We start from the raw sequence: 21,527 nt of genomic DNA, 5'->3' as shown, positions 1-21,527 counted from the left end.
CACGGTTTTTTGTCGGAAGGGCGGGGCCGGGGCTCTGGCAGAGCGGAACGGGGATGGCGACACTTGCTCCCGCGCCTTCATTGGTTTAAGGCACGCGCTTTACAGACAAGCAGACAGGAGTGCCGAGGCATGGCTCGCGTCACCGTCGAGGATTGCGTCGACAAGGTCGACAATCGCTTCGAGCTCGTTCTTCTCGCCGGCCATCGTGCGCGCATGATCGCGTCCGGCTCGCCGATCACCATCGACCGCGACAATGACAAGAACCCCGTCGTCGCGCTGCGCGAGATCGCCGACCAGACCATCTCGCCGGAAGACTTGCGCGAGGAACTGATCCATTCGCTGCAGAAGTTCACCGAGGTCGACGAGCCCGAGCCGGAGACCGTGCCGATGATTGCCTCGGCGTCCTCGAGTGGCGCGGATGATTCCGACGTCATGCTCGATCGCATGACCGAGGAAGAGCTGCTCGCCGGACTTCAGGGCCTCGTGCCGCCGGAGCCGAGCGACGACGAGGAAGGCTGACCGGTAAGGCCGTCGCGCGTCGTAACGCGTGAGGGGTAGAGAGTTCACGAGCGCCGGCGAAAGCCGGCGTCGCCGTTTCTGGCGCCGCGCTGCTGATCTATTGTCCGGGCGGGTTAGCGGATCAGCTCCGAGAGTTGCGCCTCAAGCTCATCGTTACGCTTTCTCAGCACACCGAGTTCTTCCAGCAGGCCATTCTTGGATGCTGCGCACGAAAGTGCCGCTGCGATGAAGCCCGCAATCGCTCCGCCGACATAAACCGCGATATAGCCGAACCACGGCAGCGCATTCATGAATGTACCCTTTCCGGAGGTATATCGGTGAGGGTATTTCGAAAATAATATTAATTCAACGGCAACGGCCCTGCGGTTTGCGCCGGGAACCTATGCGCGCGAGCGCAGCCGTGGCTTGCACCAGATTGGAAGCATGATGATATTTGGCGTACCCGGCGAGAGACGAGTCGGGTTCTCGAGGGTTGACCTGTCATGATGCGGCAGTACGAGCTCGTCGAGCGCGTCCGCCGGTACAATCCCAACACCGACGAGTCGCTGCTTGACCGGGCTTACGTCTATGCGATGCGCGCCCACGGAACGCAGAAGCGTGCCTCGGGCGATCCCTATTTCTCGCATCCACTCGAAGTCGCCGCGATCCTGACCGATCTCAAGCTCGACGATGCCACCATCGTTGCCGCGCTGCTGCACGACACGATCGAGGACACCGACGCCACCCGCGACGAGATCGACCGCATCTTCGGCGAGCAGATCGGCGCGCTGGTCGAGGGCCTCACCAAGATCAAGAAGCTCGATCTGGTCTCCAAGCAGGCCAAGCAAGCGGAAAACCTGCGCAAGCTGCTGCTTGCTATCGCCGACGACGTGCGGGTGCTGCTGGTCAAGCTGGCCGACCGCCTGCACAACATGCGCACGCTGAAATGGGTGCCGGAGGAGAAGCGTTCGCGCGTCGCGCAGGAAACGCTGGACATCTATGCCCCGCTCGCCGGCCGCATGGGCATGCACGACATGCGCGAGGAGCTGGAGGACCTGTCGTTTCGCCAGCTGTCGCCCGACGCCTATGAATCGATCCGCACCCGTCTTCAGACGCTGAAGGAAAGTAATGGCGAACTGGTCGCGGCGATCGAGCGCGAACTCAGCGACGCCGTGGCACAGAAGGGCGTCGCCGCGGTCGTGAAGGGCCGGGAGAAGCGCCCCTATTCCATCTGGCGCAAGATGGAACAGAAATCGATCGCCTTCGAGCAGCTTTCCGACATTTACGGCTTCCGTATCCTCGTTGAGCGAATGGAGGATTGCTACGCCGCGCTCGGCGTCGTGCACACCAAATGGCCGCTCGTGCCGGGTCGCTTCAAGGACTACATCTCGACCCCGAAGCAGAACGATTATCGCTCGCTGCACACCACTGTGGTCGGCCCCGGCCGCCAGCGCGTCGAACTGCAGATCCGCACCCGCGAAATGCACGAGATCGCCGAGTACGGCATCGCCGCGCACGCGCTCTACAAGGATGCCTCGGGCAGTGCTGCCGCCCCGGGAAATCGCGATTCCAATGCCTATGCCTGGCTCCGGCGCACCATCGAGCTGCTGGCGGAGGGCTCCAGCCCCGAGGAATTCCTCGAACACACCAAGCTCGAACTGTTCCACGACCAGGTGTTCTGCTTCACCCCGAAGGGCCGGCTGATCACCCTGCCGCGTCGGGCGACGCCCATCGACTTCGCCTATGCTGTGCATACCGGCGTCGGCGACCGCGCGGTCGGCGCCAAGGTCAACGGCACCAACGTACCCCTCGTCTCCGAACTGCAGAACGGCGACGAGGTCGAGATCATCACCGCCTCCGGCCAGACGCCGCCCGCCGCCTGGGAGTCCATCGTCGTCACCGGCAAGGCACGCGCGGCGATCCGGCGCGCCACCCGCGCCGCGGTGCGGTCGCAATATGCCGGCCTCGGCAAACGGATCGTCGAGCGCGCCGTGGCGCGCGCGGGCAAGGTGTTCTCCGAGGAGAAGCTGGGCGGCGTGATCGGACGTCTGGCGCGCGCCTCGCTGGAGGACGTCTATGCCGCGGTCGGGCGCGGCGAGATGCGCGCGGACGACGTGGTCAAGGCGATCCATCCGGAATGGACCGGTCCACGTATCGAGGAGCGTACCGCGCCGCATGGCGAGGGCTGGTTCGAGCTGGAACAGGGCCAGAGCCTGAAGTTCAAGATTCCTGGCATTGAAAGCGATCCCGATCCCAAGACCGCCATTCCCATTCGCGGCATCAACCGCGAATTGCCGGTGCGCTTCGCGCCGAATGGCGGCGCCGTGCCGGGTGACCGCATCGTCGGCATCCTCACGCCGGGCGAGGGGATCACCATCTACCCCATCCAGTCTCCAGCGCTGCAAGAGTTCGAGGAGGAGCCCGAGCGCTGGCTCGACGTGCGTTGGGACATCGACGAGGACGATCCGCAACGCTTTCCGGTTCAGATCGTCGTGATCGCCACGCATGAGCCGGGTTCGCTGGCGCAGATCGCCCAGGTCATCGGCGAACGCGACGGCAATATCGAGAACCTGCGCATGTCCTCACGCTCGGCGGATTTCACCCGCATGGTCATCGATATCGGTGTCTATGATCTGCGCCACCTGAACGGCATCATCGCGGATCTCAGGGCGCGGCCGGTTGTCTCCAGCGTCGAGCGCGTCAACGGCTGATCCCAGGGAACCGGCCGGACTTGTCGAGGCGTTGCCGGGCTGGCCGGCGCGCATCGCCGCGCCGAACCACGGTGACGTGGCCGGGAGGATCGGCTATCACGGCATTCCTTCGAAACAGGCTCCGGGCATCGAGATGACGCAAGACGAGGTTGTGGCCGAATTCCGCGCGGCCGGCGCGCTGCTTGAGGGGCATTTTATCCTTTCCTCCGGTCTGCGCAGTCCCGTCTTCCTGCAGAAGATGTTCATCTTCCAGGATCCGGTGCGCACTGCGCGGCTGTGCAAGGCGTTGGCGGAAAAGGCCGAGGCGGCATTCGGCAAGATCGACTATGTCGTATCGCCGGCCATTGGCGGCATCGTGCCGGGCTACGAAACCGCGCGCCAGCTCGGCGCCAAGGCGGTGTTCGTGGAGCGCGAGGACGGCAAGTTCCAGCTGCGTCGCGGCTTCACCATTCCCCCCGAGGCACGCGTCCTGATGGTCGAAGACATCATCACCACTGGCCTGTCCTCGCGCGAATGCCTCGCCGCCGTTGCCGAGCACACCAGCAACGTCGTCGGCGCGGCCTGCCTGATCGACCGTTCCAACGGCAAGGCCGATCTTGGCGTTCCCATGATCGCGCTGGCGAAGCTCGATATCCCGGCCTATCCGGCCGACGCACTGCCTCCCGAGCTTGCCGCGCTTCCGCCGGTGAAGCCGGGCAGCCGTAGCATCCAGGGCACGAAGGCCTGACACCATGACACGGATCGTGCCGCCCCTCCGCCTCGGCGTGAACATCGACCACGTCGCCACCGTGCGAAATGCGCGCGGCGGCGCCCTGCCTGATCCCGTACGCGCGGCTCAGCTTGCCTGTGCCGCTGGCGCGGATGGCATCACCGCGCATCTGCGCGAGGACCGTCGCCACATTCGCGACGCGGACATGCGCCGTCTCAAGGACGTATTGCTGGTGCCGCTGAATTTCGAGATGGCGGCGACGGACGAGATGGTCGCCCTTGCGCTGGAGCTGAAGCCGCATGCCAGCTGCCTGGTGCCGGAGCGCCGCGAGGAGCGTACCACCGAGGGCGGGCTCGACGTGATCGGCGGCGGCATCGATCTCGCGCACAAGGTAGAGGCTCTCTCCCACGCAGGCATTCGCGTGTCGCTGTTCGTCGCGCCGGATGAGGACCAGATTGCGCGCGCGGCCGACATCGGCGCGGCGGTGATCGAACTGCACACCGGCGCCTGGTGCGACTTCATCGCCGCCGGCGAGCACGACGCGGCGCAGGCCGAGTTCGCCCGGCTCAGGGCGGCGGCGGAGCAGGGCGCCAAGCTGGGGCTTGAAATCCATGCCGGCCACGGGCTCGACTTCGCCAGCGCCGAGACCATTGCTGCGCTGGAGCCCGTGCGCGAACTGAACATCGGCCATTTCCTCATCGGCGAGGCCATTTTCGTCGGACTGGAGGGGGCCGTCCGCCAGATGCGTGCGGCGATGGCGCGCGGACGGGCGCACGTCGGCACGGACAAGGCGGCATGATCATCGGCATCGGCTCGGACATCACTGACGCCCGCCGCGTTGCCGAGGTGCTGGAGCGCCACGGTGAGCGCTTCCTTGATCGTGTCTTCACGGATGTTGAGCGCGCGAAGTCCGAGCGCCGGGCCCGCCGTGCCGAGAGCTATGCCAAGCGCTTCGCCGCCAAGGAGGCCTGCGCCAAGGCGCTCGGCACCGGGCTCGCGCAGGGCGTGTTCTGGAAGGACATGGGCGTGGTCAATCTGCCTTCCGGGCGGCCGACCATGCAGCTGACCGGCGGCGCGCTGGCACGGCTCGACTCCATCACGCCCCCAGGCTACGAGGCGCGCATCGACCTGACCATTACCGATGACGGGCCGATCGCGCAGGCCTTCGTCATCATCAGTGCGGTTCCGAAAGACCCGGCGGGCTGACCAATCGTCACCTCGTGCGATCGTGACTTGCCTGCGTTGCCGCCGGCACGACGAGCGGCTATAGGAGCGCACGGCCCGGCGGGCGGAACTCTCCGCGCGGCACAGCGGAAAGCGATATGAGCTCGACGACAGCACCGAAGAAGAAAGAAGGCGGCCTCGGCGAAACCGCCAAGGTGATCTTCCAGGCGTTCCTTATCGCCATCATCATCCGCACCTTCCTGTTCCAGCCCTTCAACATCCCCTCGGGATCGATGAAGGAGACGCTGCTGGTCGGCGACTACCTGTTCGTCTCGAAGTTCAGCTATGGCTATAGCCGCTTCTCGCTGCCCTTCGCGCCGCCGCTGTTCAGCGGTCGCCTGCTCGGCTCGACGCCGAACCGCGGCGACGTGGTGGTGTTCAAGCTGCCTCGCGACGAAAGCACTGATTACATCAAGCGCGTCATCGGTCTGCCCGGCGACGAGATCCAGATGATCGGTGGCGTGCTGAACATCAACGGCGTGCCGGTGAAGCGCGAGGATGCCGGCTACTGGATGGATGATGAGGGCGGCGGGCGCGTGCAGCGCGTCAAGGTGTGGCGCGAGACCCTGCCCAACGGCGTCAGCTACCAGACGCTCGATCTGGTCGAGAACGGCTTCTACGACAACACGCCGGTCTACAAGGTGCCGCCGGATCATTACTTCATGATGGGCGACAACCGCGATAATTCCACCGACAGCCGCGTGCTGAGCCAGGTCGGCTATGTCCCCTACGAGAACTTGATCGGCCGCGCGCAGATGATCTTCTTCTCGGTGAAGGAAGGTGATGCGGCCTGGCAGTTCTGGAAGTGGCCCTGGACGGTCCGCTGGGACCGCCTGTTCTCCTTCGTGCGATGACGCGTGGATCGCGGCCTCCATCCGGCGATGCGGGGCTCGATGCGCTTGAGGAGGCGCTCGGGCACCGCTTCCGGGATCGTTCGCACCTCGTTCTGGCGCTGACCCATATCAGCTCCGTTACCGGCCTGCAGGGCAGCCGCGCGCGCGTGCGCTCCTATCAGCGGCTCGAATTCCTCGGCGACCACGTGCTCGGTCTTGTCGTCTCCGATATGCTTTACCGCGCCTACCCGCAGGCGGAGGAGGGCGAGCTCTCCCGGCGCCTTGCCGACCTTGTCTGCGAGGACAGCTGCGCGGAGGTCGCGCGCGCCATGGGCGTCGGCGCCCACATAAGGCTGGGCACCGGCGAGGACCGCGATGGCGGGCGCGAGCGCACGGCGATCCTCGCCGACATCGCGGAATCGGTGCTGGCGGCCGTTTATCTCGACGCTGGTTTTCCTGCCGCTGAGGCGCTGGTCGAGCGTTTCTGGCGCCCGCGTCTCAAGAAGGCCGGCGGCACCGCCCGCGATCCCAAGACTGCCCTGCAGGAATGGTCGCAGGCACGCGGATTTCCTCCTCCTACATATCGGCTGGTGGAGCGCTCCGGTCCGGATCATAATCCGCACTTCCGCATCGCCGTGGAGGTGCCGGGCTTCGATCACGTCGAAGGGGCCGGCTCCTCCAAGCAGAACGCGCAGAAGGCCGCTGCGGCAGCCTTCCTCGAACAGGTCAACGCATGATTGATATCGCCCAGGACGTCGGCGCCGACACACGGTGCGGCTTCGTCGCCCTCATCGGCGCTCCCAATGCCGGCAAGTCGACGCTGACCAATGCTCTGGTGGGCACCAAGGTCTCCATCGTCTCGCACAAGGTGCAGACGACGCGCTCGCTGGTGCGTGGCATCGCCATCGAGGGCAAGACGCAGATCATCCTCGTCGACACGCCCGGCATTTTCGCGCCCAAGCGCCGGCTGGAGAAGGCCATGGTTCGCTCGGCTTGGAGCGGGGCAGGGGATGCCGATGCCGTCGTGCTGCTGATCGACGCGCGGGTCGGGCTCAGCGACGACGTCACGGCAATCATCAAGGGGCTTGCCGATGTGCGCCGCCCGCGCGCCATCCTGCTGAACAAAATCGACTTGGTGAAGCGTGAGAACCTGCTGGAGCTTGCCTACAACATCGGCCAGCTCATCTCCTTTGACCGCCTGTTCATGGTCTCGGCCCTGACGGGCGACGGGCTGGCCGAGCTGCGCGAATGGCTGACCGGCATGCTGCCGCACGGGCCGTGGCTCTATCCCGAGGACCAGATTTCGGACGCGCCCATGCGCTCGCTGGCGGCCGAGATCACCCGCGAGAAGCTGTTCCATCGCCTGCATGAGGAACTGCCCTACCGCTCCACGGTCGAGACGGATTCCTGGCAGGAACGCAAGGACGGCTCGGTCCGCATCGAGCAGACCATCTTCGTCGAGCGCGAGAGCCAGCGTAAGATCGTGCTCGGCAAGGGCGGCGACACTATCAAGGCCATCTCCACCGCGTCCCGCAAGGAACTCGCGGAGATCTTGGAGGTCCCCGTCCACCTGTTCCTGTTCGTGAAGGTGCGGGAGAATTGGGCTGACGACCCCGAGCGCTACCGCGAGATGGGGCTCGAATTCCCGTCCTCCGACTAGGCGGAGAGCGGCAATGGAGTGGGTCGATGACGGCGTCATCATCGGTCTACGCCGCCATGGCGAGGCGAATGCCATCGTCGAGTTGATGACTGCGGCGCATGGCCGTCACCTCGGCCTCGTGCGCGGTGGCGGCTCGCGCCGTCAGGCCGCGGCGCTTCAGCCGGGCAACAGCGTCCACGCCACCTGGCGGGCGCGCCTCGACGAGCATCTCGGCGCCTTCACGCTGGAGGTCACCTCCGCCCGCGCCGAGCGGCTGATGGGGCAGCCGGTCTCGTCCTTCGCCTTCGCCCATGTCAGCGCGCTGCTGCGCCTGCTTCCCGAGCGCGATCCGCATGCGGAGTTGCATGCGCTGCTGGACATGATGGCCGGGCACCTCGACAAACCCACCCTGGCCGGAATGCTGGTCGCACGCTTCGAGCTGATGATGCTCACCGAGCTCGGCTTCGGTCTTGACCTGGAGAGCTGCGCGGCGACGGGCGGGCGCAACGACCTGCTCTATGTCTCGCCCAAATCCGGTCGCGCGGTCAGCCGCGATGCCGGCGAACCCTGGCGCGACCAGCTGTTCGAACTGCCGTACTTCCTCGTCGGCGAAGTGGCCGAACCGCCATCGACCGCCAATGTCCGCGCGGCGTTTGCGCTGACCGGGCATTTTCTTGCGCGCCGCGTGCTCGATCCTCGCGGGCTTTCCATGCCGGACGCCCGCGAATCCCTGCTGACGGCGCTGTCGCGCCTCGACGCCCGCTAAGGTGTCATCCCCGCATCGGCAAAGGCACTACAGCGGCGCCAGGAAACTGGGGTCGGCGTAGTACAAACCGTCGCGGAAATAGCGGCGGCCTACCCAGACCGGTGTGCACATCGGCAGCTGGTACTGCTGGATTCTGCCGCGGGCATCCCTGCGGATGATGATCCGTTCGCGGCAGACATTCTGCCATTGGACCGGCAGAACCTGCGCCGCCGGCACAATGGTCCGGACATTGCCGACCGCGGCCCCGGCTCCCATCGGCGAGGCCTGTGCGGAAGTCGCCGCAGCCAGGCCGAAACCGGCAACCACGGCGAGAGATGTTATCGAGCGTGTCATGTCCTTACCCTTCGCATACGCCCACGCCGGCTGCGTAACATACTCAGACAAACAGAAACAGAAGTCGTTCTAACTTCGAAATGATTTCGAAATGAACGATGTGAAAGCCAAACGAAACAATGAGTTGGATACAATCTTGCAACTCATTGAGGATGCTGGCTGTGTTATTGTTTGTATAGAAATGATGCGCACGCGTTTGAGGTCGTGCGCGAAAATCAGGCGCATGGCGCAGAATGTCGCAGGTCTTCCGCTCGCGAAGCCGGCACAAGCCTGTGCATGCCCGGTGCCTGCGGCGTTCGCGTCTTGTTCCTGTGGCTGATTCGCTGTAGCCAAGAACGATGGGAGAAGGACCGATTCCGACAGGCGAAGGTGCGATCGAACCGATCGGGCTGAAGGCGGCGCTTGAAGAGCGCTACCTCGCCTATGCGCTCTCCACCATCATGCACCGGGCCCTGCCGGACGCGCGCGACGGCCTGAAACCGGTCCATCGCCGTATTCTCTATGGCATGCGCCTGCTTCGGCTCGATCCCGGCGGCGGCTTCCGCAAGAGCGCCAAGATCGTTGGTGACGTGATGGGCTCCTTCCATCCGCACGGTAACCAGGCGATCTACGACGCGATGGTTCGCCTCGCGCAGGATTTCGCGCAGCGCTATCCTCTGGTCGACGGGCAGGGAAATTTCGGCAATATCGACGGCGATAACGCCGCCGCCGAACGCTACACCGAGGCGCGGTTGACCGAGGTCGCGCGCCTCATCCTCGATGGCATCGACGAGGATGCGGTCGACTTCCGCCCGAACTATGACGGCACGACGGAAGAACCGATCGTCATGCCGGGCGCGTTCCCGAACCTGCTCGCCAATGGCTCGACCGGCATCGCCGTCGGCATGGCGACCTCGATCCCGCCGCACAACGCGGCGGAACTGATCGACGCCAGCCTGCACCTCATCGACCATCCGCAGGCGACGACCGACGAACTCCTGCGATTCGTGAAGGGCCCGGATTTCCCCACCGGCGGCGTCATCATCGAGTCACCGGCCTCCATTGCCGATGCCTATGCGACCGGGCGCGGCGGTTTTCGCCTGCGCGCCCGCTGGGAGAAGGAAGAGACCGGACGCGGCACCTATGTGATCGTCGTCACGGAAATCCCCTACGGCGTGCCGAAGTCGCGGCTGGTCGAGAAGATTGCCGATCTGCTCAACGAGAAGAAGCTGCCGCTGCTCGCCGATGTGCGCGACGAATCCGCCGAGGATGTGCGTCTCGTGCTGGAGCCGCGGGCGAGGAATGTCGACGCCGAACTGCTGATGGAGAGCCTGTTCCGGCTCACCGAGCTCGAAATCCGCTTCCCGCTGAACATGAACGTTCTGGTCGGCGGGCAGGTGCCAAAGGTCGTCAGCCTTGTCGAGGCGCTGCGCGAATGGGTCGACCACCGGCGCGACGTACTGTTGCGCCGCTCCCGCCACCGGCTCGGCGAGATCGAGCATCGGCTGGAGGTGCTCGGCGGCTACCTGATCGCCTATCTCAATCTCGACGAGGTGATCCGCATCATCCGCGAGGAGGATGAGCCCAAGCCCGCGCTGATGGCTCGCTTCGAGCTGACCGATGTTCAGGCCGAGGCGATCCTCAACATGCGCCTGCGCAGCCTGCGCCGGCTCGAGGAGTTCGAGATCCGCAAGGAGCATGACGCGCTCTCGAAGGAGAAGAACGACATCGAGGCGCTGCTCGGTTCCGAGGACAAGCAGTGGAAGGCCGTCGCCTGGCAACTCGGCGAGACGCGCAAGCTGTTCGCCCCCGACACGCCGCTCGGGCGTCGCCGCACCACCTTCGGCGAAGCAGCCCCGCATGACGCGGATGCGGTGACCGAGGCGCTGGTGGAGCGCGAGCCGATCACCGTGGTCGTCTCCGACAAGGGATGGATCCGGGCGCTCAAGGGCCATGTGGCAGACCTGTCCTCGCTCGTCTTCAAGGGCGACGACAAGCTTCGGCTCTCCTTTTTCACCGAGACGACCGCGAAGCTGCTGGTCTTCGCCACCAATGGCCGCTTCTACACGCTCGATGCCTCCAAGCTGCCGGGCGGGCGGGGGCATGGCGAGCCGGTCCGCCTGTCGCTTGACCTCGAACAGGAGGCGGACATCGTCGATGTGCTACCCTATCAGGGCGGGCGCAAGCTGCTGGTCGCGGCGAAGGAGGGCAGGGGCTTCCTCGTCACCGAGGACGACTGCATCGCCAATACCCGCAAGGGCAAGCAGGTGCTCGGCGCGGACAAGCAGGATGCCGTCAAGGTGGTGCCGGCCATCGGCGATTCCGTCGCGGTGATCGGCGAGAACCGCAAGCTGCTGGTCTTCCCGCTCAACCAGATCCCGGAAATGGTGCGCGGGCGCGGCGTCCGCCTCCAGCGCTACAAGGACGGGGGCATGTCCGACGTGAAGGTGTTCAGCGCTGCCGAGGGCCTGACCTGGCGGGACACGTCCGGCCGTACCTGGACCGTCACCGACCTCACCGAATGGCGCGGCGAGCGCGCCGGCGCGGGTCGTCTGCCGCCCAAGGGATTCCCGCGGAACAACCGGTTCTGACCAGACTGGCTCCGTCGGGAAACTATCCGTCGACCCGTTCCCAGCCGGCCGGCATCAGCCGCTCCTGCGGCAGGAAGCGGCGCTTGTAGTCCATCTTCTCCGAGCCATCGACCCAATAGCCGAGATAGACATAGGCAAGTCCCATGGCTTTCGCCTTGGCGACATGGTCGAGGATCATGAAGGTGCCGATGGAGCGCGCCGGTTCGTCCGGCTCGTAGAACGAGTAGACCATGGACAGCCCGTCCGCGAGCACGTCGCTCAACGCCACGGCATAAAGCGCGCCATGCCCCCGCCCATGGATGGCGGTGTCCGGCCCCCGCCGCCGATACTCGATCAGCCGCGTGCGGACATGGCTGTCCTCGACCATCATCGCATAGTCGAGCACCGTCATGTCCGCCATGCCGCCATCGCTGTGCCGGCTGTCGAGATAGGCACGGAAAAGCGAGTACTGCTCGGCGGTCGGCACCGCCGCCCGCATGTCGCCGATGAGGTCGGCATTGGCCTGCCGCACGCGGCGAAAGCCGCGCGTCTCGTGGAAATCGTCGACGCAAATGCGTACAGAGACGCAGGCCCGGCAATGCTCGCAGGCGGGGCGGTAGGCGATGGACTGGCTGCGGCGAAAACCGCCATGGGTCAGCACGTCGTTGAGCTGGGTCGCACGCTCGCCGACCAGATGGGTGAACACCTTGCGTTCCTCCCGTCCCGGCAGATAGGGGCAGGGCGACGGGGCGGTCAGGTAGAACTGCGGTGTGTCGCGCGGATGTTCTGTCACGGCTCGATCACGTTCAGCGGGACACAATGATTGCCAGAGCCGGCGTCGCCGTCAAACCCGCGTTTTTGCCGGTATTACCGGCGATAGCGGCGAAGCCCGGCGGCGCGCTCCTTGGTGTTGGTGACGACGGTGCCGAGAATGAGGTCGTGCAGCAGCCGCTTGCGGGCGTTGAACAGCCCTACCACCACGACGAGCGGCGTGAGCACGCTCATTGAGACCCAGAACAGCACGACGCTAAGTACAGCCAGCAGCGTGTACATCGGCGCGCCATAGGACTGGCGCATCTCGATTCCCATCGCCCGCATGCCCAATGTGGCGGATCGCGGACCGCCGAGCGTGAGGCCGGTATAGGCGAGCGCCCAGATGACGAAGCCGGGGCTCAGCAGGCTGAAAAGAAACCAGCCAAAGCCGAAGGTGAGGAATCCGAAGACGAAGATGAACACCGCCGCCGCCCCGATCGGCGCGCAGATCAACACCGCGTCGATCAGGAAGGCGACGAATCGCCTTCCCAGCACGCCGTCGAAATATTCCGGCTCGGTGAGCGGAACGAAGGCGTAGGGCCTCGGCTCGCCATAGTACTGCGCGTCGCTCATGCGGGTTCCTCCACGAGCGTTCAGGTGGTGTCCGGGAGCAACCTCGACAAGTCCGGCCGGTTCAGGCGCCCGAATGCCAGTCGACCCGCACCACGTCCATGCCGTTCTCGATCAGCGCCTTGTAGACGTCCTCGGCATGCTGCCGGTCGCGGGTCTCGACCGTGACGTCGAGCCGCGCGCCCTTGGCGTGCACGTCGAGGAAGTGCCGCTTGTGCTCGACCTCGAGGATGTTCGCGCCGAGCGATCCGAGCAGCGTCGAGATGAGGCCGAGCTCGCCGGGGCGGTCGAGCATGGAGAAGCGGAAGCTGACGATGCGCTCCTCGCGCTCCAGCTCACGCATCATGATCGAGGCGACGATGCGCGGATCGATATTGCCGCCCGAGACGACCAGGCCGACATTGCGTCCGCGATAGCGCTCCGGCTCGGCGAGCAGCGCGGCGAGGCCCGCCGCGCCCGCGCCTTCCGCCAGCGTCTTCTGCTGGGTGAGGAACAGGTTCACCGCGCGCTCGATGGTCGGCTCGTTCACCAGCACGACGTCGGAGACCAGCGCCGAGACGATCTCGCGGGTGAGGGCACCGGCCTGCTTCACCGCAATGCCCTCGGCGAGCGTCGCTCCATCGCAGGGCAGATCCTGCTGGTGTAGCGCGTTCCACATGGAGGGATACAGCGTGGTCTCGACACCGACGATCTCGATCTGCGGGCGCGCGGCGCGGGCGGCCAGCGCTATGCCGGAGATGAGACCGCCGCCGCCGACCGGCACCAGCAATGCATCGAGGTCGGGTGCATCCTCCAGCATCTCCGCGGCGATGGAACCTTGGCCCGCGATGACAAATGCATCGTCATAGGGGTGAACCCAGACGAGGCTTTCCTCCCGCGCGATGCGGTCGGCCTCGACACTCGCGTCGCCGACCGATTCGCCATGCAGGACGACCCGCGCGCCATGTGCCTCGGTTGCCGCCACCTTCACGATCGGCGTGTGCTTGGGCATAACGATGGTGGCACGGATGCCGAGGCGGGCGGCGTGATAGGCCACGGCCTGCGCGTGGTTGCCGGCGGACATGGCCACCACGCCGGCGGCGCGCTCCTGCGGCGACAGGCTGGCGAGCTTGTTCAGCGCGCCGCGTTCCTTGAAGCTCGCCGTGACCTGGAGATTCTCATATTTGACGAAGACATGGGCGCCCGTAATTGCCGACAGGCGCGGCGCCGGCAGCGTAGGCGTGCGCAGCACCGCACCGGCCAGCACTTCGCGAGCAGCGGTGACGTCGGCGGGAGTTACAGGCAGGGTCATCGAAGCACTCAGAATTCTCGCGGCGAAGGTGCCGCACGATTGAGGAGGCCGCCCGGCCGCAATACGAGGAAGCCGACCAGCAGCACGTAGATCACGACGTCTCGATATACGATGTCGAAGGCCGAGGACCACACGGTTTCGACGGCGGCGACGAGAGCGGCGCCGAGAAAAGCGCCCGGCACCGAGCCAATGCCGCCAATAACCGCCGAAATCAAGGCTTTGAGCGTGATGGCTAGCCCATCGCCCGGCGAAATCGTCCCATAGGCCAGAACCACGATGGTGCCGGCGAGCCCGGCCGCCGCGCCGGAGACGATGAAGGTCGCGGCGCGGAGCGTGGGTACGGGCACGCCGAGGAGTGCCGCCATCAGCGGATCCTGCGAATAGGCGCGCCAGGCGCGGCCGAAGCTGGAAAACGCCACGAGCGCCAGCAGGATCGAGGCGCCGGTGAAGCTCAGTCCGGCGCCGAGCAATTGCGCCGGCGTCGCCGTGGCGATGAAACCGTCCTGTCCGGCAATGTAGATTGGCCGATTGAGCAGTGCCGGAAACCAGTTCAGGCGATCCGGCGCCGTGAGCCGCAGTCCCTCCGCGAGCACAATCGCGAGAGCTGTGGTGGCGATGAGCACCGGCTGCGGAGACTTTGACCGGGTCGTCAACGGCAGAACCACACTTCGCCCGATTATCCAGCTCAGCAGCCCCGCGCCGGCCATGCCGGCGAGCAATGCCAGCGTCAGCGTCGCTGGCGACAGCCGGCCGCTATCGGCCACGATGCCGACGACGACGAGCATGTAACTGCCGCCGATGACGGCGATCTCGCCGAACGCCAGATTGATGCGGCCGAGCAAGCCGTAGACGAGAGAGAAGCCGGTGGCGATCAGCCCGTAGACGCCGGCCATAACGATGCCGTTGAGGGCCTGCTGCAGCCAATAGGACGATCGGGCGCCGAGCGTGAAGATAGGGCGCCGCGCCGGCTCCGGTGCGGCATCCTGCAGCCACCAGCGCTTAAGGAAGAACAGCTTGATGTCGCTGAGCGACCCGCGATCCGTGTCTACGGCAACAAGGTCGAAGCGCCCGATGCTGGTGCCGGAGGCAAAACTGCAGATCAGCCAATGAGGCGACGCCGAAGTGCCGCGGCGTGCCCGGTAACTGAACTTCAGCGCATGCGGGGCGCCAGTGACAGGAGTGATCGCCGTCTCGACGATCTCCACATCGGCGTCATGCAACGCCGGTACCACGGCCCTGCAAAGTCGCGCCTGATCCGCATCGATCACCGAACCGCACGCTGCCAGCGCGAATCCGGTGCCGACGATGACAAGCAAAAGGCGAGCAAAGCGGACGATGCCAGCCCCCATCCGCAGGTCGAACCCGTCAGCCCTCGCGAGCGAGCTTCTCGGCGACGCGCGGCGCGAAATAGGTGAGGATGCCGTCGGCGCCGGCCCGCTTGAAAGCCATCAGGCTTTCCATCATCGCCTTCTCGCCATCCAGCCAGCCATTGCGGGCCGCGGCCTCGATCATCGCGTACTCGCCGGAGACCTGATACGCGAAGGTCGGCAGGCCGAACGTTTCCTTCAGCCGATAGACGATGTCGAGATAGGGCAGGCCGGGCTTCACCATCAGCATGTCCGCGCCTTCCTCGATGTCCAGCGCCGCTTCACGCAGCGCCTCCATGCCGTTGGCCGGATCCATCTGGTAGGTGCGCTTGTCGCCCTTGAGACAGCCATTGGAGCCGACCGCATCGCGGAACGGTCCATAGAAAGCTGAGGCGTATTTGGCGCTGTAGGCGAGAATTTGCGCGTCGAGGTGGCCGTTCGCGTCGAGCGCGCGGCGAATGGCGCCAACCCGGCCGTCCATCATGTCGGAGGGGGCGATCACGTCGGCGCCCGCATCCGCCTGCACAAGGGACTGCTCGACCAGCACGGCGACGGTCTCATCGTTGACGATGCGCCCGTCCGCGTCGAGCAGGCCGTCATGGCCATGGCTCGTATAGGGATCGAGCGCGACATCGGTGATGAGGCCGATATGCGGCACCGCGTCCTTGATCGCGCGCAGCGTGCGGCAGACCAGATTGTCGCGGTTGAGCGCCTCGCGACCGTCAACGGTGCGCAGCGACGGATCGGTGTAGGGGAAAAGGGCGAGGGCCGGAATGCCGAGCGAGGCGGCGCGCTCAGCCTCACGCACGGCTTCGTCCACCGTCAGCCGCTCGACGCCGGGCATAGAGGCGACCGGGGAGCGGGTCTCGCGACCGTCCATCACAAAGATCGGCCAGATCAGGTCCGCGACGGTCAGTGTGTTCTCGCGCATCAACTGGCGCGCCCACTCCGACTTGCGGTTGCGGCGCGGGCGCTGGACAAGATCCAGCTTCGATGACACATCCGGACGGCCCGACGGCTCGGGGAAGACGGGACGCGGACGGGCGAAGGGGATGGTCATGAGCACGCTCACATCGGCCAGTTTCGAATACTTATAACGTCATAAAGCTGTCAGCGCGACCTGTTCAGCAGGACGATTGCGTATCTGCCCGTCATTCCTCGCGGGTCACGTTGACGCGGGTGAGGGCGCATCATCCTCATGTTCGGGTTTTCGGGCAGCCGCAAACCGACTATGGCCGGTCTGGCGGCTCGCCCGGAACGTTGTGGAGGCACTGTGACGGAGACTATCGGCATCCGATTCGAGGTGCGCGGCGCGGCCGGCATCGTCACGCTCGACCGGCCACGCGCGCTGAACGCCATTGATCATGCCATGGTCCGCGCCATGCATGCCGCGCTCGAAGGGTGGATCGAGGATCCTGCCGTCACGCATGTCATCCTGCGCTCGGCGCATGAACGCGCCTTCTGCGTCGGTGGCGATGTACGGCACATGGTCGAACTCGGCCTCGCCGGCCGCAAGGAAGCCGCCCGCAACTACTGGCGCGACGAATATGCGCTCGATCACCTTATCTCGCGCTACGCCAAGCCGTTCGTCTCGCTTGTGGACGGGTTCTGCTTCGGTGGCGGGTTCGGCGTGTCGGGTCACAGCCGCTACCGGATCGCCGGCGAGAACCTCGCCTTCGCCATGCCGGAAGTTGCCATCGGCCTCTTCCCGGACGTCGGCGCGACCTATGTACTGCCGCGCCTCCCCGGCTGGAGTGGGACGTGGCTCGCCATGACCGGAGCACGCATCGGCATGCCGGATGCCATGGCGCTCGGCCTTTACACCCATCACGTTCCCATCGCGCGCTGGCCGGCGCTGATCGATGCGCTGGCCGGCGGCGAGCCGGTGGAGCGTAGCCTGGCGCAGCTCGCCGCCTATCCGCCGGCGCCGGCCCTGATCCGGCTGTTTCCCGAGATCGACCGTATCTTTGCCGGCGGTAGCGTCGACGCGATCCTGGCGGCGCTCGACCACGCCGCCACCGGGGAGGGGGAGGTGGCGGACTTTGCCCGTGCCCAGCGCGACACGCTACGCCGCTCCTCGCCGACCAGCGTGCACATCACCTTCCAGCAGATGCAGCGCGGGCTGGCCCATGATCTCGCCGGATGCCTGAGGCTGGAGTTTCGCCTCGTCTCGCGCCTGCTCGACGGCCATGACTTCTATGAAGGTGTGCGTGCGGTGCTGGTCGACAAGGACCAGAACCCGCACTGGCGGCCCGCGCGCCTGGAGGATGTCGATCCGCGCGCCATCGCCGATCTGATCGACCAGCCGCTTCCCGACGAATTGGTGCTGACCTGAGCGCGAATTCGGGTATGGAAGCGTCATGAGTTCGCCCTACGACCCCATCGACGCGACCCTGGGCCCGGCCGGCGCGGAATTGCCGCCCTGGCAGCGCCGCGTGCTGATCTATCTGCGCGGCCTCGCTGGCTTTCTGCTCGTCAAGACCGTCTACAGCTGGACGTTGATCTGCGGTGTGTGGGACGGCGACACCAGCCGCTTCGAGGGTCTGTCGATGGCCGCGCAGGCTGCCGTCATCTGGGCTGCTATCATGAACCCGGTCGCGGCCATCGGCCTGTGGCTTGGCGCCTCGTGGGGCGTTGTGCTGTGGCTGGTCACGGCGATGGTGCAGATCGTGATCAATGCCTCCGCACCGGAAGGCGTCGGGCGACTTTTCATCCTTGCCGCCGTGGAGACCGTGCTGGTCGCAGTCTATGCCTTCCTGACCTACAAGGCGGCCCGCGAAAGCGAAGACTAGCCTTTCCTCGTGACTCGCTGTGGCGCGTCTGACACGGGTCATGGCGTTTACGATTGATTCAGGCTTCCGCTTAAAGCGTTCTTAGAGCCCACCCCCGACACTCCGGCGCATGAGAGGGATCAATCCCCCACGAAGCGACCGGGGTGTGCAGATGAAGTCGGCAGCGCAGGCGGCAAGTCGTGTTTCGTTCGAACCGCGTCCCGACGAGCCGCGCGACGAGATCACACGGCTCTATCACGAGTCGCTCACCCTTCTGGAACGCCTGCACCGCCGGTTGCTGGACGTCGTCAAGGATGAGTTCGACCGCCGCGGCCGCGACGACGTCAACGCGGTGCAGGCGCTGCTTCTGTTCAACATCGGCGATGCCGAGCTGACCGCGGCGGAGCTGCGCTCGCGCGGCTATTATCTGGGCGCCAACGTCTCCTACAACCTCAAGAAGCTGGTCGAGACAGGCTATCTTGATCATCGCCGCTCTCGCATCGACCGGCGGTCGATCCGCATCAAGCTGACGCCCAAGGGCGAAGAGGTGCGCGACATCGTCGACGGCCTCTACACCAAGCACATCGCCACCATCGAGCAGATCGGCGGCATCGCGGCGCAGGATTTCCAGATGCTGAACAAGGCGCTGTACCGCCTCGAGCGATTCTGGACCGACCAGATACTTTATCGACTCTAGGGGAGGTTCGCCGCGCTGGCGGGTTTCTGCTACCAAGCGGAAAACGGCACTACAGTGCCGCATCCTGCCGCTCGGGAGCCTCCGGCCCGTGACGCCCCTGCGCCTTTTCATGCTGCTGAACCCCGCCATCGGCCTCGTCTTCGCGACGGTGTTCGTTGTGGTGTGGCTCAATCAGCGGAATCGGCCCTACGTCCTCATGATGGCCGGTGCGTCAGCGTCCTATGCGCTCGCGGTCACGGCGCAGATCGCCATCCCGGCCATGCCGCGGATCGGCCTGAACACGATGACGTCGGCGGTGCTGTACCAGCTCGCCCTCAGCCTGTTCGTCGAGGCCATGCTGACGCGCGTCGGGGTTGTCGGGAACCGCCGCTGGCTCGTCGGTATCTCGGCGATCATCCTGTCGCTGGTCGCCTATTTCTTCTACGTTGACGATAGCCTCTCCACTCGCATCTATGTGCAGAATCTCGGGGCGGGGGCGATGCTGTGCTTCGCCGCGCTGCGTCTACTCGCGGCACCGGTGTGGAAGCCCATCGACCGGGTGCTGTTCTGCGTCGTGCTGCTGACCGGGCTGCATTTCGTGCCGCGCACAGTGATGACGATGCTGGTCGATATGCCGGCGGGCATGATCACGCCGGAGAATTTCGGCCGCTCCCTGTTCTATTCGGTGCTCAGCTTCGCGCTGGTCATCCTGGCGCTGCTGCTTTGCCTCACCTTCCTGCTCGCCATCGCGCTCGACATCATCGACGACCTGCGTGGCGAGCGGAACCGGGACAGCCTGACGCCGCTGCTCAATAGGCGCGGCTTTACGGAGGAAGCCGAGCGGCGTCTGGAGACCCGGCGCGGCGCGCCGGCCAGCGTCGTATTCTGCGACATCGACCACTTCAAGGCCATCAATGACAACCATGGCCATAGCGTCGGCGATGCCGTCATCCGAGAGGTCGGCCGGTTGATCGGTGCCGAATCGAGGCGTGAGGACTGCGCCGCCCGCATCGGCGGCGAGGAGTTCGTCATCCTGCTGCCGGGCCTGGGATTAGACGCCGCAAGTGGGATCGCCGAACGGCTCCGTGGCCTCATCGCCGGGCTCTCCGTCGAATGGTTCGATGGAGGCTCTGTCACGGCGAGCTTCGGAGTCGCCGAGTTCGGTCCCGGCGAGTCGCTCGACGAGGTGATGGAGCGCGCCGATGAGAAGCTCTATCGCGCCAAGCGCCAAGGAAGAGACCGGGTGGAGGGGTGATGCCGTGTCGTGGACCGAGTTGCCGCAGGACATTGTACGCCCTGTCGCCTCGCTCTGCCGCAATGCCGCGTCAATGCAAGGCGGCATTGCGGCAGGCGTGCTTTGAAAGGTCGAGGGTGCTGTGCTAAGCGACCCGCCTTGATTTCTCAGGGCCGACACGAGGTCGGCCCAAGAGGCGTCGCCACCGCCCGTGCCAGGGAGGCCGGAATATGTCGTCCGAAGCTCATGCTTCTTCCGCGAACACCATCAGCCGATTCTTCTCCGCTCCGCTCGCCGAGACCGATCCGGAACTCGCGGGCGCGATTAATGCCGAGCTTGGTCGCCAGCGCGACGAGATCGAGCTGATCGCCTCCGAGAACATCGTCTCGCGGGCCGTGCTAGAAGCGCAGGGTTCGGTGCTGACCAACAAGTACGCTGAAGGCTATCCGGGTCGGCGCTATTATGGCGGCTGCCAGTTCGTGGACGTGGCCGAGCAGCTCGCCATCGACCGCGCCAAGAAGCTGTTCGGTGCCGGCTTCGCCAATGTGCAACCGCATTCGGGCGCGCAGGCGAACACGGCGGTGTTCTTCGCGCTGATGCAGCCCGGCGACACCTTCCTCGGCCTCAACCTCGCCGCCGGCGGGCATCTGACGCATGGCGCGCCGGTCAGCCTGTCGGGCAAGTGGTTCAAGCCGGTGCCGTACAGCGTGCGCCGCGACGACCAGCGCATCGATTATGAAGAGGTCTCCAAGCTCGCCGATGAGCATAAGCCGAAGGTCATCATCGCCGGCGGCTCGGCCTATCCGCGCCACATCGACTTCGCGAAGATGCGCGCCATCGCCGATTCGGTCGGTGCCTATCTGATGGTCGACATGGCCCATTTCGCCGGCCTCGTTGCTGGCGGCGTGCACCCCAATCCGGTGCCGCATGCGCATGTGACCACCACCACCACTCATAAGACCCTGCGCGGCCCGCGCGGCGGCATGATCCTGACCAATGACGAGGAACTGGCGAAGAAGTTCAACTCCGCCATCTTCCCCGGCATCCAGGGTGGCCCGCTGATGCACGTCATCGCAGCCAAGGCCGTGGCCTTCGGCGAAGCGCTGCAGCCGGAGTTCAAGGTCTACGCGAAGAACGTCGTCAAAAATGCTAAGGCGCTTGCGGAAAACCTCAAGGGCCATGGCTTTGAGATCGTCTCCGGCGGCACCGACACGCATCTGATGCTGGTCGATCTGCGGCCGAAGAAGCTCACCGGCAAGGTGTCGGAGATCGCGCTCGGACGCGCCCACATCACCACCAATAAGAACGGCATCCCGTTCGATCCGGAGAAGCCGTTCGTGACCTCGGGCATCCGCCTCGGCACTCCGGCGGGCACCACGCGGGGCTTCGGCGTCGCCGAATTCCAGCAGATCGGCGATATGATCGCGGAAGTGCTGGATGTGCTCTCGCAGAAGGCGACGGACGAGGATAGCCTCGTCGAAGCCGCCGTTCGTGAGAAGGTGTCGGGCCTGCTCGCCCGCTTCCCGATCTACAGCTGAGGAGC

General features: G+C 65.5%; 22 protein-coding genes. 15 read left to right on the top strand and 7 right to left on the bottom strand.

Features of this window, described 5'->3' with window-relative positions:
- Nucleotides 1-129 precede the first annotated feature (129 nt).
- Complete coding sequence (gene rpoZ / locus ACO2RV_RS11345; RefSeq protein ID WP_423292923.1) at nucleotides 130-519, top strand: DNA-directed RNA polymerase subunit omega; 390 nt, start codon at nucleotides 130-132, stop codon at nucleotides 517-519.
- Nucleotides 520-632: 113 nt separating this feature from the next.
- Here rpoZ and ACO2RV_RS11340 read toward each other — a convergent pair whose 3' ends face one another.
- Nucleotides 633-809, bottom strand: coding sequence for a hypothetical protein (locus ACO2RV_RS11340; RefSeq protein WP_423292921.1), 177 nt, complete (start codon nucleotides 807-809; stop codon nucleotides 633-635).
- Between the two features lie 192 nt (nucleotides 810-1,001).
- Between ACO2RV_RS11340 and ACO2RV_RS11335 the strand changes: the two genes are divergently transcribed.
- From ACO2RV_RS11335 to recO, 8 genes are all read left to right on the top strand, one after another.
- Entirely contained in the window at nucleotides 1,002-3,209 is a 2,208-nt protein-coding gene (locus tag ACO2RV_RS11335; protein ID WP_423292919.1) for a RelA/SpoT family protein, read from the top strand.
- Between the two features lie 133 nt (nucleotides 3,210-3,342).
- Nucleotides 3,343-3,936, top strand: coding sequence for an orotate phosphoribosyltransferase (gene pyrE, locus ACO2RV_RS11330; RefSeq protein WP_423293004.1), 594 nt, complete (start codon nucleotides 3,343-3,345; stop codon nucleotides 3,934-3,936).
- Nucleotides 3,937-3,940: 4 nt separating this feature from the next.
- Nucleotides 3,941-4,717, top strand: a complete 777-nt coding sequence (locus tag ACO2RV_RS11325; protein ID WP_423292917.1) for a pyridoxine 5'-phosphate synthase — start codon at nucleotides 3,941-3,943, stop codon at nucleotides 4,715-4,717.
- Complete coding sequence (gene acpS, locus ACO2RV_RS11320; RefSeq protein WP_423292915.1) at nucleotides 4,714-5,124, top strand: holo-ACP synthase; 411 nt, start codon at nucleotides 4,714-4,716, stop codon at nucleotides 5,122-5,124. Before ACO2RV_RS11325 ends, acpS begins: the two co-directional genes overlap by 4 nt.
- 116 nt (nucleotides 5,125-5,240) lie before the next feature.
- Nucleotides 5,241-5,996, top strand: coding sequence for a signal peptidase I (lepB, locus tag ACO2RV_RS11315; RefSeq protein WP_423292913.1), 756 nt, complete (start codon nucleotides 5,241-5,243; stop codon nucleotides 5,994-5,996).
- Entirely contained in the window at nucleotides 5,993-6,712 is a 720-nt protein-coding gene (rnc, locus tag ACO2RV_RS11310) for a ribonuclease III (protein ID WP_423292911.1), read from the top strand. The genes lepB and rnc overlap by 4 nt, the downstream gene beginning before the upstream one ends.
- Nucleotides 6,709-7,635, top strand: coding sequence for a GTPase Era (gene era, locus ACO2RV_RS11305; RefSeq protein ID WP_423292909.1), 927 nt, complete (start codon nucleotides 6,709-6,711; stop codon nucleotides 7,633-7,635). The genes rnc and era overlap by 4 nt, the downstream gene beginning before the upstream one ends.
- A gap of 13 nt (nucleotides 7,636-7,648) precedes the next feature.
- Nucleotides 7,649-8,380 (top strand): DNA repair protein RecO, encoded by a 732-nt coding sequence (gene recO / locus ACO2RV_RS11300; RefSeq protein ID WP_423292907.1) that lies wholly within the window; start codon nucleotides 7,649-7,651, stop codon nucleotides 8,378-8,380.
- Nucleotides 8,381-8,407: 27 nt separating this feature from the next.
- Here recO and ACO2RV_RS11295 read toward each other — a convergent pair whose 3' ends face one another.
- Nucleotides 8,408-8,713 carry a hypothetical protein gene (locus ACO2RV_RS11295; protein ID WP_423292905.1) on the bottom strand — a complete coding sequence of 102 codons (306 nt, stop codon included), beginning with the start codon at nucleotides 8,711-8,713 and terminating at the stop codon, nucleotides 8,408-8,410.
- Nucleotides 8,714-9,051: 338 nt separating this feature from the next.
- On the opposite strand from ACO2RV_RS11295, the gene parC reads away from it, so the two are divergent.
- Nucleotides 9,052-11,283, top strand: coding sequence for a DNA topoisomerase IV subunit A (gene parC / locus ACO2RV_RS11290; protein ID WP_423292903.1), 2,232 nt, complete (start codon nucleotides 9,052-9,054; stop codon nucleotides 11,281-11,283).
- 22 nt (nucleotides 11,284-11,305) lie between these two features.
- On the opposite strand, the gene ACO2RV_RS11285 is transcribed toward parC, so the two are convergent.
- The 5 genes from ACO2RV_RS11285 to hemB form a co-directional block, all read right to left on the bottom strand.
- Entirely contained in the window at nucleotides 11,306-12,055 is a 750-nt protein-coding gene (locus ACO2RV_RS11285; protein WP_423292901.1) for an arginyltransferase, read from the bottom strand.
- 74 nt (nucleotides 12,056-12,129) lie between these two features.
- Complete coding sequence (locus ACO2RV_RS11280) at nucleotides 12,130-12,648, bottom strand: RDD family protein (protein WP_423292899.1); 519 nt, start codon at nucleotides 12,646-12,648, stop codon at nucleotides 12,130-12,132.
- Nucleotides 12,649-12,709: 61 nt separating this feature from the next.
- Nucleotides 12,710-13,936: a threonine ammonia-lyase gene (locus ACO2RV_RS11275; protein WP_423292897.1), complete on the bottom strand. Its 1,227-nt coding sequence runs from the start codon at nucleotides 13,934-13,936 to the stop codon at nucleotides 12,710-12,712.
- Nucleotides 13,937-13,944: 8 nt separating this feature from the next.
- Nucleotides 13,945-15,285, bottom strand: coding sequence for a branched-chain amino acid ABC transporter permease (locus ACO2RV_RS11270; RefSeq protein WP_423292895.1), 1,341 nt, complete (start codon nucleotides 15,283-15,285; stop codon nucleotides 13,945-13,947).
- A gap of 16 nt (nucleotides 15,286-15,301) precedes the next feature.
- A complete protein-coding gene (gene hemB, locus ACO2RV_RS11265; RefSeq protein WP_423292893.1) occupies nucleotides 15,302-16,363 on the bottom strand; it encodes a porphobilinogen synthase in 1,062 nt (353 codons plus the stop codon).
- A gap of 213 nt (nucleotides 16,364-16,576) precedes the next feature.
- On the opposite strand from hemB, the gene ACO2RV_RS11260 reads away from it, so the two are divergent.
- From ACO2RV_RS11260 to glyA, 5 genes are all read left to right on the top strand, one after another.
- The gene (locus tag ACO2RV_RS11260) at nucleotides 16,577-17,638 is read left to right on the top strand and encodes an enoyl-CoA hydratase/isomerase family protein (RefSeq protein ID WP_423292891.1); all 1,062 of its coding nucleotides are present in this window, start codon (nucleotides 16,577-16,579) and stop codon (nucleotides 17,636-17,638) included.
- 25 nt (nucleotides 17,639-17,663) lie between these two features.
- A complete protein-coding gene (locus ACO2RV_RS11255) occupies nucleotides 17,664-18,095 on the top strand; it encodes a DUF6163 family protein (protein ID WP_423292889.1) in 432 nt (143 codons plus the stop codon).
- 151 nt (nucleotides 18,096-18,246) lie between these two features.
- Nucleotides 18,247-18,771 carry a transcriptional regulator LdtR gene (gene ldtR, locus ACO2RV_RS11250; protein WP_423292887.1) on the top strand — a complete coding sequence of 175 codons (525 nt, stop codon included), beginning with the start codon at nucleotides 18,247-18,249 and terminating at the stop codon, nucleotides 18,769-18,771.
- A gap of 88 nt (nucleotides 18,772-18,859) precedes the next feature.
- Nucleotides 18,860-20,005 (top strand): diguanylate cyclase domain-containing protein, encoded by a 1,146-nt coding sequence (locus ACO2RV_RS11245; RefSeq protein ID WP_423292885.1) that lies wholly within the window; start codon nucleotides 18,860-18,862, stop codon nucleotides 20,003-20,005.
- A 209-nt stretch (nucleotides 20,006-20,214) separates the two neighbouring features.
- Nucleotides 20,215-21,522 (top strand): serine hydroxymethyltransferase, encoded by a 1,308-nt coding sequence (gene glyA / locus ACO2RV_RS11240; RefSeq protein WP_423292883.1) that lies wholly within the window; start codon nucleotides 20,215-20,217, stop codon nucleotides 21,520-21,522.
- Nucleotides 21,523-21,527 lie beyond the last annotated feature (5 nt).

The organism is Ancylobacter sp. VNQ12 (assembly GCF_049445835.1).
Taxonomy (GTDB): Bacteria; Pseudomonadota; Alphaproteobacteria; order Rhizobiales; family Xanthobacteraceae; genus Ancylobacter.
This window is presented reverse-complemented; position numbering and strand designations above follow the sequence as displayed.